Below are 15,875 nucleotides of genomic sequence, written 5' to 3' on the forward strand. Positions count from 1 at the left end.
GTTACTTGCCTTCCTCGAGGCCGGCCCCGGCAGGAGCCTGCGGAAGAGTGTGTGAATGGTACTCGACCTCGTCGGTGGTGAGCTGCATATACGCATCCTCGAGGGAGGCCTGGAGCGGTGTCAGTTCGTACACAAGGATGCCGCTGGCGAGCGCCACTTCGGCGATGCGGCGGGAATCGGCACCGGTGATTTCCAGCAGCTCCGGCTCGAGCTGCTGGCTGGAAACACCATCCGCTGCCAGGGCCCTCACCAGATCGGCCGGACGGTCGGTACGCACGCGTGCCCGGGTCTGGCCGTGCCCGTCAAGGATCTCTCGGATCGGAGCGTCGGCGATGATCCGGCCGCGGCCGATCACGATGAGGTGATCCGCAGTGAGCGCCATTTCCGACATCAGATGCGACGAGAGGAAGACGGTGCGCCCCTCGGATGCCAGGCCCTTCGCGAGGTGGCGTACCCACTGCACCCCTTCCGGATCCAGCCCGTTAACCGGTTCGTCGAGGATTACGGTATGCGGGTCTCCGAGCAGCGCACACGCAATGCCGAGCCGCTGGCCCATTCCCAGGGAGAATCCGCCGACACGCTTCTTGGCGACGGGCCCCAGGCCGGTCATTTCGATGACTTCCTTGACCCGGCTGTTGGGGATGCGATGGGTGGCTGCCATCGCGCGGAGGTGGTTATAGGCCGTGCGCTTAGTGTGGAAAGCTTTGGCATCGAGCAGTGCGCCCACTTCATGCAGCGGCGCGGAATGCTGTGCGTAGTGCTTACCGTTGACGCGCACGTCGCCGCCCGAGGGATTATCGAGTCCGACGATCATGCGCATGGTGGTGGACTTGCCGGCGCCGTTGGGTCCGAGGAAGCCGGTGACGCGGCCAGGCTTCACATTGAACGAGATCCGGTCTACCGCCGTTTTGGCACCGTAGCGCTTGGACAGTTCTGCTGCCTCAATCATGATGGGCGTCCTTGGGGAAGGGAGTTTTGGGGATACCTCAACACTACGGAGCTTCTGCCCGCGCGGCGCCGACCCGCGGGATGATCTTGCCCCTGTCCCGGTACGTCGAAAGGATGACGCCTTCTACGGTCTATCAGCCGGTACGACGGCGAGCGTCTGCGGCCTTCCAGGCACCTGAAGCTCCTGTTGCTCAAATGTGCCCAGATCGATGACGGTGATGCCGGACCAAAACCCGTCCCGTGTATAACCTCCGGACAGAAGTGCATGGGTACGGCCTGTCTCCGGGTGCACCCAGGGAACCGCCGTTTCGTGCGGCCTGTCCAACGGCACAACATCTTCCTGGCCCGTCGCCATGTCGCGGACGGTGACGTTCGGCGGGCCTGTGGCGTTGCCGAAGGCGCCGGTCCCAACCACGAGCAGCGAGCCGTCAACCAGCGCCGTTCCGTGCTGGTGGGAATTGGCGCTCATTTCCTCGACCGTGACACGACCCGAAACGGGATTGACCACGGCGAGCGCAAGGCCCTGATAGGGCAACAGGAGGTTCCCGGCGTCGTCAATTGCTCCATAGTGGGGCTTCTCCCAGGAGGCGAGGCCGCCCTGCGTGCCGAACGGGGCTACTTCGATCCGGCGTGCCGCGAGCGTATCGGTGTCGACCACGTGGACGGAGAAGGAATCGTGGTCGATCGTGTACACCTCCGAGCCGTCTGCCGAGAGCAGGATGTCGAAGGGCCGCAACCCCACCTCGACAGTGTCGACGGTCCGCCCCTCAGAGACGTCCATCTTCTCCAGGACCGAACTGCCGTCCGCCCGGAGCACCGCCACATAAACGGTGGCTCCGTCGTTACTGGTCACAATTCCGGTGCCGCCGGGCCGGTACTCGCCATAGGCGATCTGATTCGCCGGATTCGCATACGGGATCAGAGCAGTACGACGCCGTTCGGCAAGGTCCACTATTGCCACCCCCTCCGCTGTGGAGACAAACGCCTGGTTCGCCGCCACATACACGTCCCACGGCGCAGCGCCGACTGCGATACTCCCCTCGACGGGGCTTGCGGAATCCGCTGGGTCGATGAGCAGGAGGCTGGCACCCGCCGCGTCGGTTGCCAGGACCAGGCTCTGGCGCGGGATCGGGGAGGGCACTGGGCCTTGAGGTGGAGTTGCGGCGGCCGTCCGGGGTGCTTCGGTGTTTGCCTTCGCGCTTGGCGATGTGGCTGCACGCGAGGGTGCCGAGCTCGACGTTCCAGGACCGGGTGTCACTGTGCAGGCTGTGAGGAGAACCAGGCAAAGCAGGACGACGGCGCGGCGGAGCATGGCTCCATTCTCCACGCACGGGGTGACGGCGGCAGCCACACGGGCCGCCGCCGTCGTCGCCTGTTGCTAGCGGGAGCTGACGGACTTGAACTTCTTCACCGAGAGCGGCACGAAGATCACGAGCATCACGATGATTCCGAGGATCACGGTGATGATGGGGTTTTGCAGTGTCCAGGCCGTGGGTTCCGGGAAATCGGGGTTGGTGTTCCCGAACAGCAGCCTCGCCGACTCCACGAGGGCGGAGACCGGGTTCCACTCCGCGATGTTCTTCAGCACCTCCGGCAGGGTATGGATCGGGACGAACGCGTTCGAAATGAAGGTCAGCGGGAACAGGATCATGAAGGACGCGTTGTTGATGACCTCCGGACTCCGCACACTCATCCCGAGGAGCGCCATGACCCAGCTGAAGGAGTAGGAGAACAGAAGCAGTACCGCGACTCCGCCGAGGAAGCCCCAGAACGATGTGGTCACGCGCCAACCGACCAGCCAGCCGGTGCCCATCATGATCATCATCGAGATGCTGTTGATCACGAGGTCGCCGTTGGTGCGCCCGATCAGCACTGCTGCCGGGCTCATCGGAAGGGTGCGGAACCGGTCAATGATGCCGTCCTTCAGGTCCTGCGCCATCGCGGCTCCCGAGAAGGTTGAGCCGAAGATGACTGTCTGGGCAAAAATACCGGCCATCAGGAAGTTCACGTAGTCAGGAACGTTCATTGCGCCGGCGTAGACCTGGCTGAACAGGAGTACGAACATGATCGGCTGAAGGATGGTGAAGACCAGGATCTCCGGGACCCGCTTGATCTTGATCAGATTGCGGCGCGTTGCAATCCAGCCGTCTGACAGCAGCTGAGCGAACGGTGAACCTACGCTCTCGTAGGCGGGCTGGCTGACCGCGGTCATTGCGCTTTCTCCATCTCGGCATCGTTCGTGCTGGTCTCGTCCTCGGCTTTGTGGCCGGTGAGCTTGAGGAAGACGTCATCAAGGGTTGGTCGGCGCATGCCGGCGTCGTGCAGTTGGATGCCCGCCTGTCCCAGGTCCGAGAGCACATATTGCAGCGCCCGCGGACCTTCGACGACGGGCACCTCCACGGTGCGGTCGTTCACAGCTGGAGTCCCCTCACCGTGGCGTGCGAGGATCTCGCGTGCCGCCCCGGCGTCGGCCTGGTGCACGAGTGTGACGACTACCCGGTGGCCGCCGATCTGCGCCTTCAGCTCATCCGAGGTGCCCTCGGCGATGACCTTGCCGCCGTCGATCACGGCGATGTCGTCCGAGAGGTGGTCTGCCTCCTCCAGGTACTGGGTGGTCAGGAGGAGTGTCGTGCCGTCATTGACCAGCTGCGTGATGATCTCCCAGAGGGCGAGCCTGCTGCGCGGATCCAGTCCGGTGGTCGGTTCGTCGAGGAAGAGGATTTTGGGGTTGATCACCAGGGCACCGGCAAGGTCAATACGACGGCGCATGCCGCCGGAGAAGCCCTTGACCGGGCGGTTGCCTGCTTCCGTCAGCTCAAACTGCTCAATCAGTTCCTGTGCCCGCTTCCGTGCGGTCTTCGCGCCCAGGTGATAGAGCCTGCCCACCATCTCGAGGTTCTCGAATCCGGTGAGGTTCTCGTCGACCGCCGCATACTGGCCGGAGGCACCGATAATCCGGCGGGCGGCCTTCGGGTTGCGGAGCACGTCAATGCCGTCGATATGGGCCGTCCCCTCGTCCGGTTTGATGAGGGTGGTGAGCACCTTGACAGCTGTCGTCTTACCCGCCCCGTTGGGCCCCAGCAGGGCCTTGACGGTCCCCTGGGGGACGGAAAGGTCGAGGCCCGCGAGTGCATGCACCGGGCCGCTCTTCGATGTGTATGTCTTTTTCAGACCTTCGGCCTGGATGATCGTCATGGGCCAACCCTAGGTTTCGCAAGTTGTGGGATGAAGGGCATCGCGGACAGGTTGAGTCCGCTAATCGCCGGTGTGTTCCGCGTTGGTTCGGGACCGTGGACGGACGGTCCACGTGTGCGGGTTTATATATGTAGACACCGTATACATATATAAACCCTCAGGACAATGGTTTTGCAGCCGCACGTTGCCTACCGGGACTGCAGGGCGTCCAGTGCCACAGCCATCGCAGCGGCCACCCGCCAGTCGACGCGCGCCCCGGGGACAGTCACGTCATACCGGTCGCGCAGGGACCGGCGTCGTTCCGATGTCAGAACCACCTCGCCGGACGGGTCGCGAAAATCGAAGTGGAACACGAAGGGCACCGGTATGGCGTCCAGGAATGGGACAAACTCCCAGACGCGGCGGGCGATCGCGACCGCCTGGCTGCGTTCACTGCCCACCGCCTGGATCCCCGGCGCATCCAGTTGCCAGGTGGAGCGCAGCAGTGAAGCACCGAAGTTCTTCCGGAAGCTGCCGATTGGATTTCCCTGCGCATCGAGCACGTCGTAGGTGGCTCCCAGATCCAGCCTCTGCCGCGCCTTGAAGGAAAAGATCAACGTCTTCTTTGATTCGTCAGAGAAGAACCGGACCTCTTCCTTGAAGGCAGCCCGCTTCTGCTGTGCGAGGGCCAGGAGCTCTCCCGGCTCCCCGGAGGAGTTCACTGAGCGAACTTCATACCGGTTCACCATCATGGTGATTTTCTGCGTTACCGAGAACCGTTCAATCGGTCGGGTATGTTCCACTGGTTTCCTCCGGCTTTCCTTGCGCCCGGATTCGGGCAGCATTTCTGAGCCTAGCCACCCTGCCGGCAGCCGGCGTCGTCCCCAGGGACGATCTCCGCAAACAAATGGCACATGTTGGGGCCCTTGACGACCTTCATGCTCGGGTCGAGAGTTACTACATGACGCCCCAATCGGGCGCCGCTCACATGCTCAACATGGGAGCCCCTTTTCAGAAAGGCGGAAGCAATGGACGCAGCGACGTGGGTTTGGATCATCATCGGGATCCTGGTGGTGCTGCTCATCATCGGGTTGATCGTCTTCCTCGGAAGGAAGCGCAAGCAGACACACGATCAGGAGAAGCGCCGGAAGGATCACGAGCGGGCGAACGAGATTCGGGAAGAGGCCCGCACCACGGACCTGGAAGCTCGCGAGCGGGAGGCGCGGGCCGCTCGTGCTGACGCTGAGGCACAGCAGGCCGAAGTGGATGCCGAGCGACTGCGCCAGGAAGCTGAGCAACGGCAAGCCGATGCGGAGGGCCTGCGCCGCCAGACCGAGGAGCGTGCCCGAAAGGCTGATGAGATAGATCCTGAAGTTCGGCAGGAGGGGGAGCACCACGAACGTCGCTAGCCCAACCGGCCCGACGGGCAGTCCTGCAGGCTGCCCGTCCAATGCTGGCGTCCGCTGAACCCAACGACGACGGCGTCAGGACGGAACGCGGGTGCCTTCCGGCTCTTCCGCTCGGCGCTCAGCCGCGGCCGGCGCCACGATGAAGGAAGCCAGCACGGCGACTCCGACGGCCAGCAGCGCATTGCGGATGCCCACCTGGTCTCCGAGGAAGCCGAGCAGCGGTGGTCCCGCCAGGAAGGCCGTGTAGCCGATGGTCGAGACGACCGATACGCGCGCGGCCGCGAATCGCGGCTCATCGGCGGCGGCGGACATGCCCATCGGGAAGCCGAGGGCCGCGCCTGTCCCCCACAGAACCGCTCCGACACCTGCGAGAAACACCGTGGGCGCGAAGACGAAGAGCACCAGACCGGCCAGGGACGACGCGAGGCTCACCTGCAGCACCCGCACCCGGCCGAACCGGTCGATGAAGCCGCCGCCGATGAAGCGGAAGAGCGTCATCGACGCGACGAACACGCCGAACATCAACGCACCGATGGCCTCACTGGCACTGAGACCGTCCACGGTCGCTTTCGCTACCCAGTCATTCGCCGCGCCTTCGGTGAGCGCGGCACCAAGGACCACCAACCCGATGAGGAGAGTGCGTGGCTCCTTCCACGCGGCGAACCCGCCGCGGCGGGGGGCGGCGTCGTCGTGCGTCTCGGCATGGGATTGCTCAGGAAGGAAGTAGCGCGGAATCCACAGCGAAATCACGAGCACCAGGACGGCCACCACCGCGAGGTGTGTTGAGAGCGCTACGCCGCCGGCGGCAAGCGCTGCGCCGACAACCGCACCGACAAAGGCACCGCCGCTGAAAGCTGCATGGAACTTCGGCATGATGGTGCGCAGGAGCCGGCGTTCGACGTCGGCCCCTTCAAGATTCTGCGCAACATCCCACAGGCCGATCCCCAGGCCGAAGATGAACAGGCCCGCCGCGGCAAGAGGCACTGATTGAGCCATGAGCCCGCCGGCAATGACGGATGCTGCGATTGCGGAAGCAACCCCACCAACCCTCACGGTGTTCGCGGTACCGATCCGGGCCGCGATTCCGCCGGATAACGGCAGGGAAATCATGGAGCCGATGGCCGCGACCAGCAACAGCCCACCCGTTTGACCGTCGCTCAGTCCCAGGACGTCAGACGCGGACGGAATGCGCGCCGCCCAGCTGGCGAAGACGAGACCGTTGAGCCCGAAAATTGCGAAGGTGGCCCACATGGCTGTATTGACTTTGCTCTGCACCCATAAACCCTATGCGCAGCTCCCGGCCGGGTCTACACGAGGCGCAGAGTGTGATGGACCTGACAGCAAAGCCGTCAGAGTCAGGGCCCCCGAAATCCTAGCGCGCCCGCCGCACCCTGCCCTCGTCCCAGACGGGGGTCTCGGACTCGTACACCTTGCCGTCCTCGCCGAAGACCAGGAACCGGTCGAAGCCGCGTGCGAACCAGCGGTCGTGGGTCACGGCGAGTACGGTGCCCTCAAATGAGTCGATGGCGCGTTCCAACGCTTCGGCTGAATGCAGATCGAGGTTGTCCGTCGGCTCATCCAGCAGCAGGAGCGTGGCACCGGAAAGCTCGAGAAGCAGGATCTGCAGCCGTGCCTGCTGTCCGCCGGAAAGCGAGTCATACAGCTGCTCCGACTGGCCCGCCAGCCCGTAGCGGTCCAGCACCGCGGACGCCGCTTCCCGCCCGAGACCGGACCGATGGTCATCCCCGCGGTGCAGGACGTCCAGGAGCGTCCGGCCCAGCAGATCCGGACGGCTATGCGTCTGGGCGAAGAACCCGGGCCGGATGCGGGCACCCAACTTCACGACGCCGGTGTGCGGCACCGGATCGATGCTCACCTCGGATACGGGCTCGTGTTCCCTTTCCGGGTCCGTGCCGCCGGCTGCGAGCAACCGGAGGAAGTGGGACTTGCCGGATCCGTTGGAACCGAGCACCCCCACGCGGTCACCGAACCAGATTTCGGTGCTGAACGGTTTCATCAACCCTGTGAGTTCAAGCTTCTGGGCGACGACGGCGCGCTTTGCCGTGCGGCCGCCTTTGAGCCGCATGTTCACGTTCTGCTCAATCGGTATCGCTTCAGGCGGCCCTGCCTCCAGGAATTTCGACAGCCGCGTCTGCGCAGCGTGGTACCGATTCGCCATGTCCGAGCGGAACGCCGCCTTGTTCTTGTACATGTTCACCAGCTCTTTGAGCTTGATGTGCTCCTCGTCCCAGCGGCGCCGCAGTTCCTCGAACCGGGCATTCCGGTCCGTCCGCGCCTGCAGGTAGGTGCTGAACCCGCCCCCGTGCACCCAGCTGGACGCACCGAGGGCGCCGGGCTCGAGCGTGACGATCCGGGTGGCCGCGTTGTCGAGAAGCTCCCGGTCGTGGCTGACGAACAGCACGGACTTGCTGGACTCGTTGAGCTTCGCTTCCAGCCAGCGCTTGCCGGGGACGTCGAGGTAGTTGTCGGGCTCGTCGAGCAGCAGCAGTTCGTCAGGTCCCGAGAACAGCGCTTCCAGCACCAGCCGCTTCTGCTCGCCTCCGGATAACGACGACGCCGCGCGGTACTGGGCGCGATCAAAGGGGACGCCGAGCGCCGCCATCGTCACTTCGTCCCAGGTGGTTTCCAGCTCGTATCCACCGGCGTCTCCCCAGTCGGCAATGGCCTGGGCGTAGCGCATCTGGGTGGGTTCGTCGTCGTGCTCCATCATGGCCAGCTCGGCGTCATCGATGCGCTTAGCGGCTGCGGCGAGCGCTGGCGGAGCGGCGGAGACGAGGAGGTCCCGGACCGTGGTGTCGTCGCGGACCTGGCCCACAAACTGGCGCATGATTCCCATGCTGCCCGACCGGGTGACGGCCCCCTCGTCCGCGGTGATGTCACCGGCGACAATGCGCAGGAGGGTGGTCTTTCCCGTTCCGTTGGGCCCGATCAGCGCAGTCTTGTGGCCTTCACCGACCTTGAAGGTGACGCCGTTGAGCAGCTGACGGCCGTCGGAGAGGAAGTAGTCAATGTTGGAAACGTCAAGATGTGCCACCGCCCAAGTGTTTCACGGTTAGAGACGGCAGGGCCCCTACTCCATGCCTCGATAGGCTCGCTCCCGCATATCCGCCCTCTGCTGATTCGTCAGCACCAGCCACTCTGCGGGTGTGAGTTTCAGCAGGTGTAGGAGGCGCCGGTCCTCAGGTGATAACGGCGTCGTCGCAGGGATCCTACGTGGTCGTTCCTGTGTGTCGAGCCGGACCGCCCCTACCACCAGAGTCAGGACCGCCGCCATGACGACGGCGGCGATGATTTCCACGCCCATCAATCCTCCTGCACACGCTTGTCTTCCCTGCCACTGCCGGGAACGAATGCCTGATGATTGCCTCCGCGCCTTGGGGAAAGGTTGGTTGATGCGGGCGTATCTGTGCAGGAGGATGAGACGACCATGGAAAAGGTCAGCCCCACCTACATCAACTTCGCGAGCATTCTGGATCCCAAGACGCGCGAGCAGAACCTGAAGACTGCGTCGATGCCGTTCATTTATCCACACCTCGCGAGCATGCCTGACGCCCACCTGGGCAAGGGTGCTGCGGTGGGTTCCGTCATCCCCACCCTGGGCGCCATCATCCCGGCGGCGGTGGGCGTGGACATCGGCTGCGGCATGATCGCCGTGCGTACCCAGTACGACATCGGCGACCTTCAGAGGCTGGACCGCAAGACCCTTCGCCAGTCGATCGAACGAGCCATCCCGCTCTCGGCGGGGCACAGCAACAAGAAAATCCTCAAGTCGGCGGAGCCACGCATCGAGCGGCTGGCACGCGACGCTGACAACGCGGGGTTCGACCCGTCGTCGTACTCGAAACCGTGGTCGCTGCAACTGGGATCGCTCGGATCCGGCAACCACTTCATCGAGGTGAGCCTCGACGAGAACGACCACGTGTGGCTCTTCCTCCACAGCGGATCACGCGGTGTGGGGAACCGGATCGCGCAACATCACATCCGCGTGGCACTGGATCTGTGCGACAAACGCCGCATCACGCTTCCTGACAACGACCTCGCCTACCTCAACGAAGGTGACGACGAGTTCGAGGAATACATCCGCGAACTGCGGTGGGCTCAGGACTTCGCCCTGCTCAACCGGGAGGAGATGATGGACCGCGTCATTGAGTGCTTCGCGCAATGGACGGGCGGCGAGGTGAAGGAACTTGAACGCATCAACTGCCACCACAACTACACCGCCCAGGAAACCCACTACGGCAAGCAGGTCTGGCTGAGCCGCAAGGGTGCAATCGACGCGTCCCCCGGTCGGCCGGGACTCATCCCGGGGTCAATGGGGACGGCATCCTACGTAGTGGAGGGGCTGGGCTACGCGCCGTCGCTGAACTCCGCTCCGCACGGTGCGGGCCGGGAATACAGCAGAACGGCCGCACGGCGCACCTTCACCCGGGACGAGCTGAGGCGGGCAATGCGCGGGATCGAGTATCGCGACACCGACGCCTTCATCGAAGAGATCCCGGCAGCCTACAAGAACATCGACGTGGTGATGGAAGACGCCCGCGACCTCGTTCGCATCCGGCACACGCTGCGCCAGATTGTGAACGTAAAGGGCGACTAGCGTGAAGCCTCAGCGAGGGAGGCTTCAGCTCCAATCCGGCACGCAGTGGCGAGGTAGGGCGCCGTCCGGCTCTCCTCGGAGCGTGCAACCTCAGCAGGGGTGCCGACCGCGATGATCTCTCCACCGCCGTCGCCACCGGCGGGACCCAGATCGATCACCCAGTCAGCGGAGGCCACGACATCCATCTTGTGTTCAACCACGATCACTGTGTTGCCGGCGTCGACCAACCCGTGCAGCTGCGTCATCAGAAGCTTGACGTCGGCCGGGTGCAGTCCCGTCGTGGGCTCATCCAGCAGGTACAAAGTATGGCCACGGTGTGCTCGCTGCATTTCAGTGGCCAGCTTGATGCGCTGGGCTTCGCCCCCGGAGAGTTCGGTGGCGGGCTGGCCGAGCCGGAGATAGCCCAGGCCGACTTCCTGCAGGGTCTTAAGGCTGCGCGCTGCTGCTGGGACGTCGGAGAGAAACTCTGCGGCAGCGGTCACGGTCATCCCCAGAACTTCAGCGACGTTCCGGCCACGGTATTCGACCTCAAGAGTTTCGGGATTGAACCTCGATCCATGACACTCAGGGCAGGGCCCATAACTACCGGGCAGGAACAGCAGTTCCACCGCTACGAACCCTTCCCCCTGGCAGGTCTCGCAGCGGCCGCCTGCCACATTGAAGGAGAACCGTCCGGCGCCAAAGCCCCGGGATCGGGCCTCGTCCGTCGCAGCGAATTCCTTCCGAACGGCGTCGAAGAGTCCGGTGTAGGTTGCGAGGTTGGACCGCGGGGTCCGGCCGATCGGCTTCTGGTCGACTTTCACCAGCCGGTCAAGCTGGTTCAGCCCGGGGAAGGACCCTACGCTCAGTGAGCCGGCCAGGGAGACCGCGGTGCCTTCCTGGATTTCCGGCATCGGCTCTGCCCCCGGCTCGCCCTGAGGATGCAACCGTTCGCTCACTACCTCGGCGAGAACCTGACTGACCAGAGTCGACTTGCCTGAGCCGGATACGCCGGTGACTCCCGTGAGCACACCCAGAGGGAAGTTCACATCGAGCCTGCGCAGGTTATGCCGGCTGATATCCCGTATCTCGAGCCAGCCAACGGCTTTCCTGCAGGAACCGCCACGAGCATCCCTGCCGCTCTCATCACCGGTGATTGCCTTGCCCCTGACCGGCCCGGATTGCTCAGGAAACAGGAAAGGCCTTGTCACCGAAGCGGGAACCTCGCGGAGGCCCTCCACCGGTCCGCTGTAGAGCACCTCTCCTCCGCCTTCACCGGCGCGCGGTCCGACGTCCACTATCCAGTCCGCGCGATGCACCACGTCCATATTGTGTTCCACGACGAACACCGAGTTGCCGGAGACCCTGAGCTGATCCAGCACGGCGAGGAGAGGTTCGGCGTCTGCAGGGTGCAGCCCTGCCGAGGGCTCGTCAAGCACGTAAATGACACCAAACAGTCCCGACCGAAGCTGGGTGGCGATCCGGAGTCGCTGCATCTCCCCCGGGGACAGCGTGGGGGTGGAGCGACCCAGGGCGAGGTAACCCAGCCCCAGGTCCAGGAGCACGGTGATCCGAAGCAGCAGGTCCCTGGTCAGGGCAACGGCCACCTCGTCGTGCTCCCCTGAGGCCCGTCCACGCGAGGCGGTCCCGGGTGACGTGAGTTCTGCGGTGGGCCGGATGATTTCGGCCAGTTCGTTCATCGGGAGGGCGTTGAGTTCGGCGATGGTCTTACCGGCGAATGTCACGGCGAGGGCATCGGGCCTCAGCCCGCTGCCCCCACAGCGCGAGCATGGGCCGGTATGCATGAACTGCAGCACACGGTTACGCATGGCGGAACTTTTTGAGTCGGCCAGGGTGTGCAGAACGTAGCTCCGGGCGCTCCAGAAGCGGCCCTTGTACGGCTTGGCAACACGGTCCCGCTCGGGCGTTACTTCCACCACCGGCTGCTCTTCCGTGAAAAGGATCCAGTCCCGGTCCTTTTTCGGCAGCTTCTGCCAGGGAGTTTCGACGTCATAGCCGAGGTGAGTGAGAATGTCACGCAGGTTCTTGCCCTGCCAGGCGCCTGGCCATGCGGCGATGGCTCCATCACGAATGCTGAGGGAGGCATCCGGCACCAGGGAGGTTTCACTGACGGTGTGCGCGATGCCCAGGCCGTGGCACTCCGGGCAGGCGCCTGCCGCGGTGTTCGGGGAGAAGGCATCCGAATCAAGTGGCTCGGCACCCTCCGGGTAGCTGCCGGCGCGGGAAAAGAGCATACGCACGGAGTTCGACAGGGTGGTGACCGTGCCGACGGTGGAGCGGCTGCTCTGCGCGCCGCGGCGCTGTTGAAGCGCTACGGCTGGGGGCAGGCCGGTGATCTGTTCCACTTTGGGGTTGTGCCCCTGCTGAATGAGCCGACGGGCGTACGGTGCCACCGATTCGAAATAGCGCCGCTGGGCTTCGGCATAGATGGTGCCGAAGGCCAGCGAGGACTTGCCCGAGCCGGATACTCCGGTGAACGCCACGATCGCATCACGCGGGACGTCCACATCCACGTTGCGCAGGTTGTTTTCACGAGCACCGCGCACCCGCACGAAGCCATCGGAGAGATGAGTGGGGTCGGGCGCCGGCAGGGTGTGCTCCGGGAAATCGGAAGCATGCTGTTGATGTTGCATCGGTCCGACCCTATCGCCGGACGGGATTCCGGCCACCATTCTGAGAAGGAGTGCGACTCGCAGCTGAGCTGCGACAGTCAGCGGCCCGTGATCCCCCGGAAGTCGTTGAAGCTGTAGATATGCATCCCCGCGAATGCGTTGGTTTTCTCTATGGACCGGACCAGCCGCGAAGGATCATACGCCGACGGCGCCAGCATCGTGCGCAGCAGCGTACCGCTGCGCCTGGCGAACTTCAGCGATGGGCCCACGCCGATGCGTCCGGCGAGCGAGACGAGGCGGGTACGCCGGACGCGCCCGGGGACACCTGCCCACACCGGCACGGTCACGCCGTCGCCCCGGCGATCACGAAGATATCGCGCACGCCGACGTCAGCGAGGCGCGAAGTGTATTCCGCGAGTTGCTGTCTGGATCGGACCGATCGGGCAGCCAGATGCGGGACGGCGCGGTAGCCGAGCCCGGCGAGCTCGACCGAGACCTCCACCGTCTTTGCCGCACCATGGTGGGGAAGGCAGGTCACGGTGACCGTTGCCGGCGGTGCAAGATGGCGGTGCAGCCGGGTGATGACGTCGCCGCCCGGAATGATTTCAACCCGGGTTGGGAGTTCCATTCAGCATTCCACGACGTTCAGGGCCAGCCCGCCCCGGGCCGTTTCCTTGTACTTGTCCATCATGTCCGCGCCGGTCTCGCGCATCGTTTTGATGGCGGCGTCGAGCGAGACGAAGTGTTGCCCGTCCCCGCGGACGGCCATCCGGGCAGCCGTGATCGCCTTGATGGCTCCGACCGCGTTGCGCTCAATGCACGGGATCTGGACCAAACCGCCCACGGGGTCGCAGGTCAGACCCAGGTTGTGTTCAATGCCGATCTCCGCAGCGTTCTCCACCTGTTCCGGGGTGCCGCCGAGCACCTCCGCCAGCCCTCCTGCGGCCATTGCACAGGCAGAGCCCACCTCGCCCTGGCACCCTACTTCGGCCCCGGAGATTGATGCGTTCTTCTTGAACAGGGCGCCGACAGCAGTGGCGGCAAGCAGGAAACGGATGACGCCGTCGTCGTTGGCTCCAGGAACAAAGTCGGTGTAGTACTTCAGGACGGCCGGGATGATGCCGGCCGCACCGTTGGTGGGGGCCGTGACCACCCGACCACCCGCTGCGTTCTCCTCGTTCACCGCGAGCGCGAACAGCGTCACCCATTCCATGGTGCTCAGGTGGTCGTCAGGGTCTGCTTCCTTGCGGAGCAGTTCGAGCTGCCGGGCAGCGCGGCGACGGACATGCAGTCCGCCGGGAAGAATGCCACTGTTGGTGGATCCGCGTCGGATGGTGTCCTGCATGACGTCCCAGATGTCGAGGAGGCCGGTGCGAACCTCCTCTTCGGACCGGGCTGCCAATTCATTGGCAAGCACGATCTCAGAGAAGGATTTTCCCGTGCTGGCCGCAATCCCGAGCAACTGTGCGCCGGACTCGAACGGATAGGGAACGGCCACGGCGGGGCCACCATCGAGGTCGGCGCCGATCTCGTCCTGATCCAGCACGAATCCACCGCCCACAGAGTAGTATTCCCGCGCATAGACAAGTATTCCACTGGAGTTATATGTCGAAAAGCGCATACCATTCGTGTGGTACTCAAGCCGCTGCTTGCGGTGCAGAATGAGGTCTTTCGCAACATCGAAGGCGACCTCGTGCGTCCCCGCCAGTCGGAGGACTTTGGAGTCACTGATCTCCTCGACCCGCGGTTCGGCGCGTTCCGGATCGGTGAGATGCGGCTGCTCACCCTCAAGACCGAGGATTACGGCCTTGACGGTACCGTGCCCATGACCGGTGACGCCGAGCGAACCGAACAGTTCCGCCTCGACGCGGCTCACCTGTTCGAGCAGACCCTGCTCGGCCAGTATCCGGGTGAACAGGTACGCGGCTGTCATCGGTCCGCCTGTGTGCGAACTCGACGGACCTATTCCAATTTTGAACAGGTCGAAAGTGCTGATTGTCATGACCGGTCCTGACGCTTGTAGAACGGCAGTTCGACCACGGTGAAGCCCTCAGGGCGGCCCCGCAGATCAACCTGAAGTTCGGTGCCGGGTTCAGTCAGCTCCGTCTCGACGTACGCGAGCGCAACCGGGTATCCGAGGGTTGGGCTTGGGAGACCGGAGGTGACGGTACCGACGGCCCGTCCGTCCCGAACGACGTCGTACCCGGCGCGGGCGGATCGCCGCCCCGTACCGCGCAAGCCGACAAGCTTCCGGGCCGGGGCCTCCCCCTTGAGCGGCTCAAGTGCGGAGCGGCCCACGAAGTCCCCGGTCTTCTTCAGGCTCACCACACCACCCAGACCGGCTTCGAAGGGGTTGGTATCCAGGCCAAGCTCGTGGCCGTAGAGCGGCATGCCCGCTTCGAGGCGGAGCGAGTCCCTGGCGGCCAGGCCGCACGGCGCCAAGCCGTGTTCTGCTCCAGCCTCGGTTGTGGCCTTCCACAGTTGGATTGCCTGGCCGTTGTCGATGAAGAGTTCGAAGCCGTCCTCTCCGGTGTAACCCGTACGGGCCAGGAGAACGGACTGCCCGGCGAGGTCCACGTGGACAGCCGCGTAGTACTTCAGCGAGGTGATGACCTCCCGATCCGGGCCACCGGCCATGCCGAGCAGGATCGTCTCAGCGTTCGGTCCCTGAACCGCGATGAGGGCTGTGTCTTCAGACTGGTCCTCGACGGTTACATCGAAGTTCGCGGCACGCCGCTGCAGTTCAGCGGCGACGGTGTCGGAATTAGAGGCGTTGGGAACCACCAGGAAACGGTCCTCAGCGAGGCGGTAGGTGATGAGGTCATCGATCACTCCACCGTCTTCGTTGCAAATGAGGGAGTACCTCGCCTTCCCTACGGCCATCGCAGCGAAGTCACTCACAAGCGCGTAGTTGAGGTAATCCGCTGCCTGGGGACCGCTGACCATCACCTCGCCCATGTGGGATAGGTCAAAAATGCCGGCGGCGCGGCGGACGGTGTGGTGTTCCTCCAATTCGCTGCGGTACTTCAGGGGCATCTGCCAACCGCCGAAGTCGGTGAAGGCTGCTCCGAGTTCCTGGTGCTGGGCATAAAGCGCTGTCTGCTTTGTCATAGC

At 64.3% G+C, this 15,875-nt stretch carries 16 protein-coding genes; 3 read left to right on the forward strand and 13 right to left on the reverse strand.

Features of this window, described 5'->3' with window-relative positions:
- Position 1: 1 nt before the first annotated feature.
- Both AC5RTB_RS09750 and AC5RTB_RS09755 read right to left on the reverse strand, forming a co-directional pair.
- Positions 2–949 (reverse strand): ABC transporter ATP-binding protein, encoded by a 948-nt coding sequence (locus AC5RTB_RS09750; RefSeq protein WP_494060877.1) that lies wholly within the window; start codon positions 947–949, stop codon positions 2–4.
- 123 nt (positions 950–1,072) lie between these two features.
- Entirely contained in the window at positions 1,073–2,089 is a 1,017-nt protein-coding gene (locus AC5RTB_RS09755; RefSeq protein WP_494060878.1) for a YncE family protein, read from the reverse strand.
- A gap of 43 nt (positions 2,090–2,132) precedes the next feature.
- Between AC5RTB_RS09755 and AC5RTB_RS09760 the strand changes: the two genes are divergently transcribed.
- Positions 2,133–2,330: a hypothetical protein gene (locus tag AC5RTB_RS09760; RefSeq protein WP_494060879.1), complete on the forward strand. Its 198-nt coding sequence runs from the start codon at positions 2,133–2,135 to the stop codon at positions 2,328–2,330.
- Here the strand turns inward: AC5RTB_RS09760 and AC5RTB_RS09765 are convergent.
- From AC5RTB_RS09765 to AC5RTB_RS09775, 3 genes are all read right to left on the reverse strand, one after another.
- Entirely contained in the window at positions 2,327–3,160 is an 834-nt protein-coding gene (locus AC5RTB_RS09765; RefSeq protein WP_490890974.1) for an ABC transporter permease, read from the reverse strand. The two genes, AC5RTB_RS09760 and AC5RTB_RS09765, sit on opposite strands and share 4 nt — an antisense overlap.
- Positions 3,157–4,143 (reverse strand): ATP-binding cassette domain-containing protein, encoded by a 987-nt coding sequence (locus AC5RTB_RS09770; protein WP_494060880.1) that lies wholly within the window; start codon positions 4,141–4,143, stop codon positions 3,157–3,159. Before AC5RTB_RS09770 ends, AC5RTB_RS09765 begins: the two co-directional genes overlap by 4 nt.
- A gap of 188 nt (positions 4,144–4,331) precedes the next feature.
- On the reverse strand, positions 4,332–4,925 hold the full coding sequence (locus tag AC5RTB_RS09775; protein ID WP_494060881.1) for an LURP-one-related family protein: 594 nt from the start codon (positions 4,923–4,925) through the stop codon (positions 4,332–4,334).
- A gap of 225 nt (positions 4,926–5,150) precedes the next feature.
- On the opposite strand from AC5RTB_RS09775, the gene AC5RTB_RS09780 reads away from it, so the two are divergent.
- The gene (locus AC5RTB_RS09780) at positions 5,151–5,531 is read left to right on the forward strand and encodes an EGFR-like transmembrane domain-containing protein (protein WP_494060882.1); all 381 of its coding nucleotides are present in this window, start codon (positions 5,151–5,153) and stop codon (positions 5,529–5,531) included.
- Positions 5,532–5,606: 75 nt separating this feature from the next.
- On the opposite strand, the gene AC5RTB_RS09785 is transcribed toward AC5RTB_RS09780, so the two are convergent.
- From AC5RTB_RS09785 to AC5RTB_RS09795, 3 genes are all read right to left on the reverse strand, one after another.
- A complete protein-coding gene (locus AC5RTB_RS09785; RefSeq protein ID WP_494061176.1) occupies positions 5,607–6,782 on the reverse strand; it encodes an MFS transporter in 1,176 nt (391 codons plus the stop codon).
- A 121-nt stretch (positions 6,783–6,903) separates the two neighbouring features.
- Positions 6,904–8,586, reverse strand: coding sequence for an ABC-F family ATP-binding cassette domain-containing protein (locus tag AC5RTB_RS09790; protein ID WP_494060883.1), 1,683 nt, complete (start codon positions 8,584–8,586; stop codon positions 6,904–6,906).
- Between the two features lie 36 nt (positions 8,587–8,622).
- The gene (locus AC5RTB_RS09795) at positions 8,623–8,856 is read right to left on the reverse strand and encodes a hypothetical protein (RefSeq protein ID WP_494060884.1); all 234 of its coding nucleotides are present in this window, start codon (positions 8,854–8,856) and stop codon (positions 8,623–8,625) included.
- Between the two features lie 123 nt (positions 8,857–8,979).
- Here AC5RTB_RS09795 and AC5RTB_RS09800 point away from each other — a divergent pair, with 123 nt between their 5' ends.
- The gene (locus tag AC5RTB_RS09800) at positions 8,980–10,149 is read left to right on the forward strand and encodes an RtcB family protein (RefSeq protein WP_494060885.1); all 1,170 of its coding nucleotides are present in this window, start codon (positions 8,980–8,982) and stop codon (positions 10,147–10,149) included.
- Here the strand turns inward: AC5RTB_RS09800 and AC5RTB_RS09805 are convergent.
- The 5 genes from AC5RTB_RS09805 to gcvT all read right to left on the reverse strand — a co-directional run bounded on the left by AC5RTB_RS09805 (position 10,146) and on the right by gcvT (position 15,872).
- The gene (locus tag AC5RTB_RS09805) at positions 10,146–12,782 is read right to left on the reverse strand and encodes an excinuclease ABC subunit UvrA (protein ID WP_494060886.1); all 2,637 of its coding nucleotides are present in this window, start codon (positions 12,780–12,782) and stop codon (positions 10,146–10,148) included. The two genes, AC5RTB_RS09800 and AC5RTB_RS09805, sit on opposite strands and share 4 nt — an antisense overlap.
- 77 nt (positions 12,783–12,859) lie before the next feature.
- Positions 12,860–13,108, reverse strand: a complete 249-nt coding sequence (locus AC5RTB_RS09810) for a hypothetical protein (RefSeq protein WP_494060887.1) — start codon at positions 13,106–13,108, stop codon at positions 12,860–12,862.
- A complete protein-coding gene (locus AC5RTB_RS09815; protein WP_494060888.1) occupies positions 13,105–13,389 on the reverse strand; it encodes a hypothetical protein in 285 nt (94 codons plus the stop codon). The genes AC5RTB_RS09810 and AC5RTB_RS09815 overlap by 4 nt, the downstream gene beginning before the upstream one ends.
- Positions 13,390–14,763 carry an L-serine ammonia-lyase gene (locus AC5RTB_RS09820; RefSeq protein WP_494060889.1) on the reverse strand — a complete coding sequence of 458 codons (1,374 nt, stop codon included), beginning with the start codon at positions 14,761–14,763 and terminating at the stop codon, positions 13,390–13,392.
- Entirely contained in the window at positions 14,760–15,872 is a 1,113-nt protein-coding gene (gcvT, locus tag AC5RTB_RS09825) for a glycine cleavage system aminomethyltransferase GcvT (RefSeq protein ID WP_494060890.1), read from the reverse strand. Before gcvT ends, AC5RTB_RS09820 begins: the two co-directional genes overlap by 4 nt.
- Positions 15,873–15,875 lie beyond the last annotated feature (3 nt).

Source organism: Arthrobacter sp. M71 S08 (assembly GCF_059089725.1).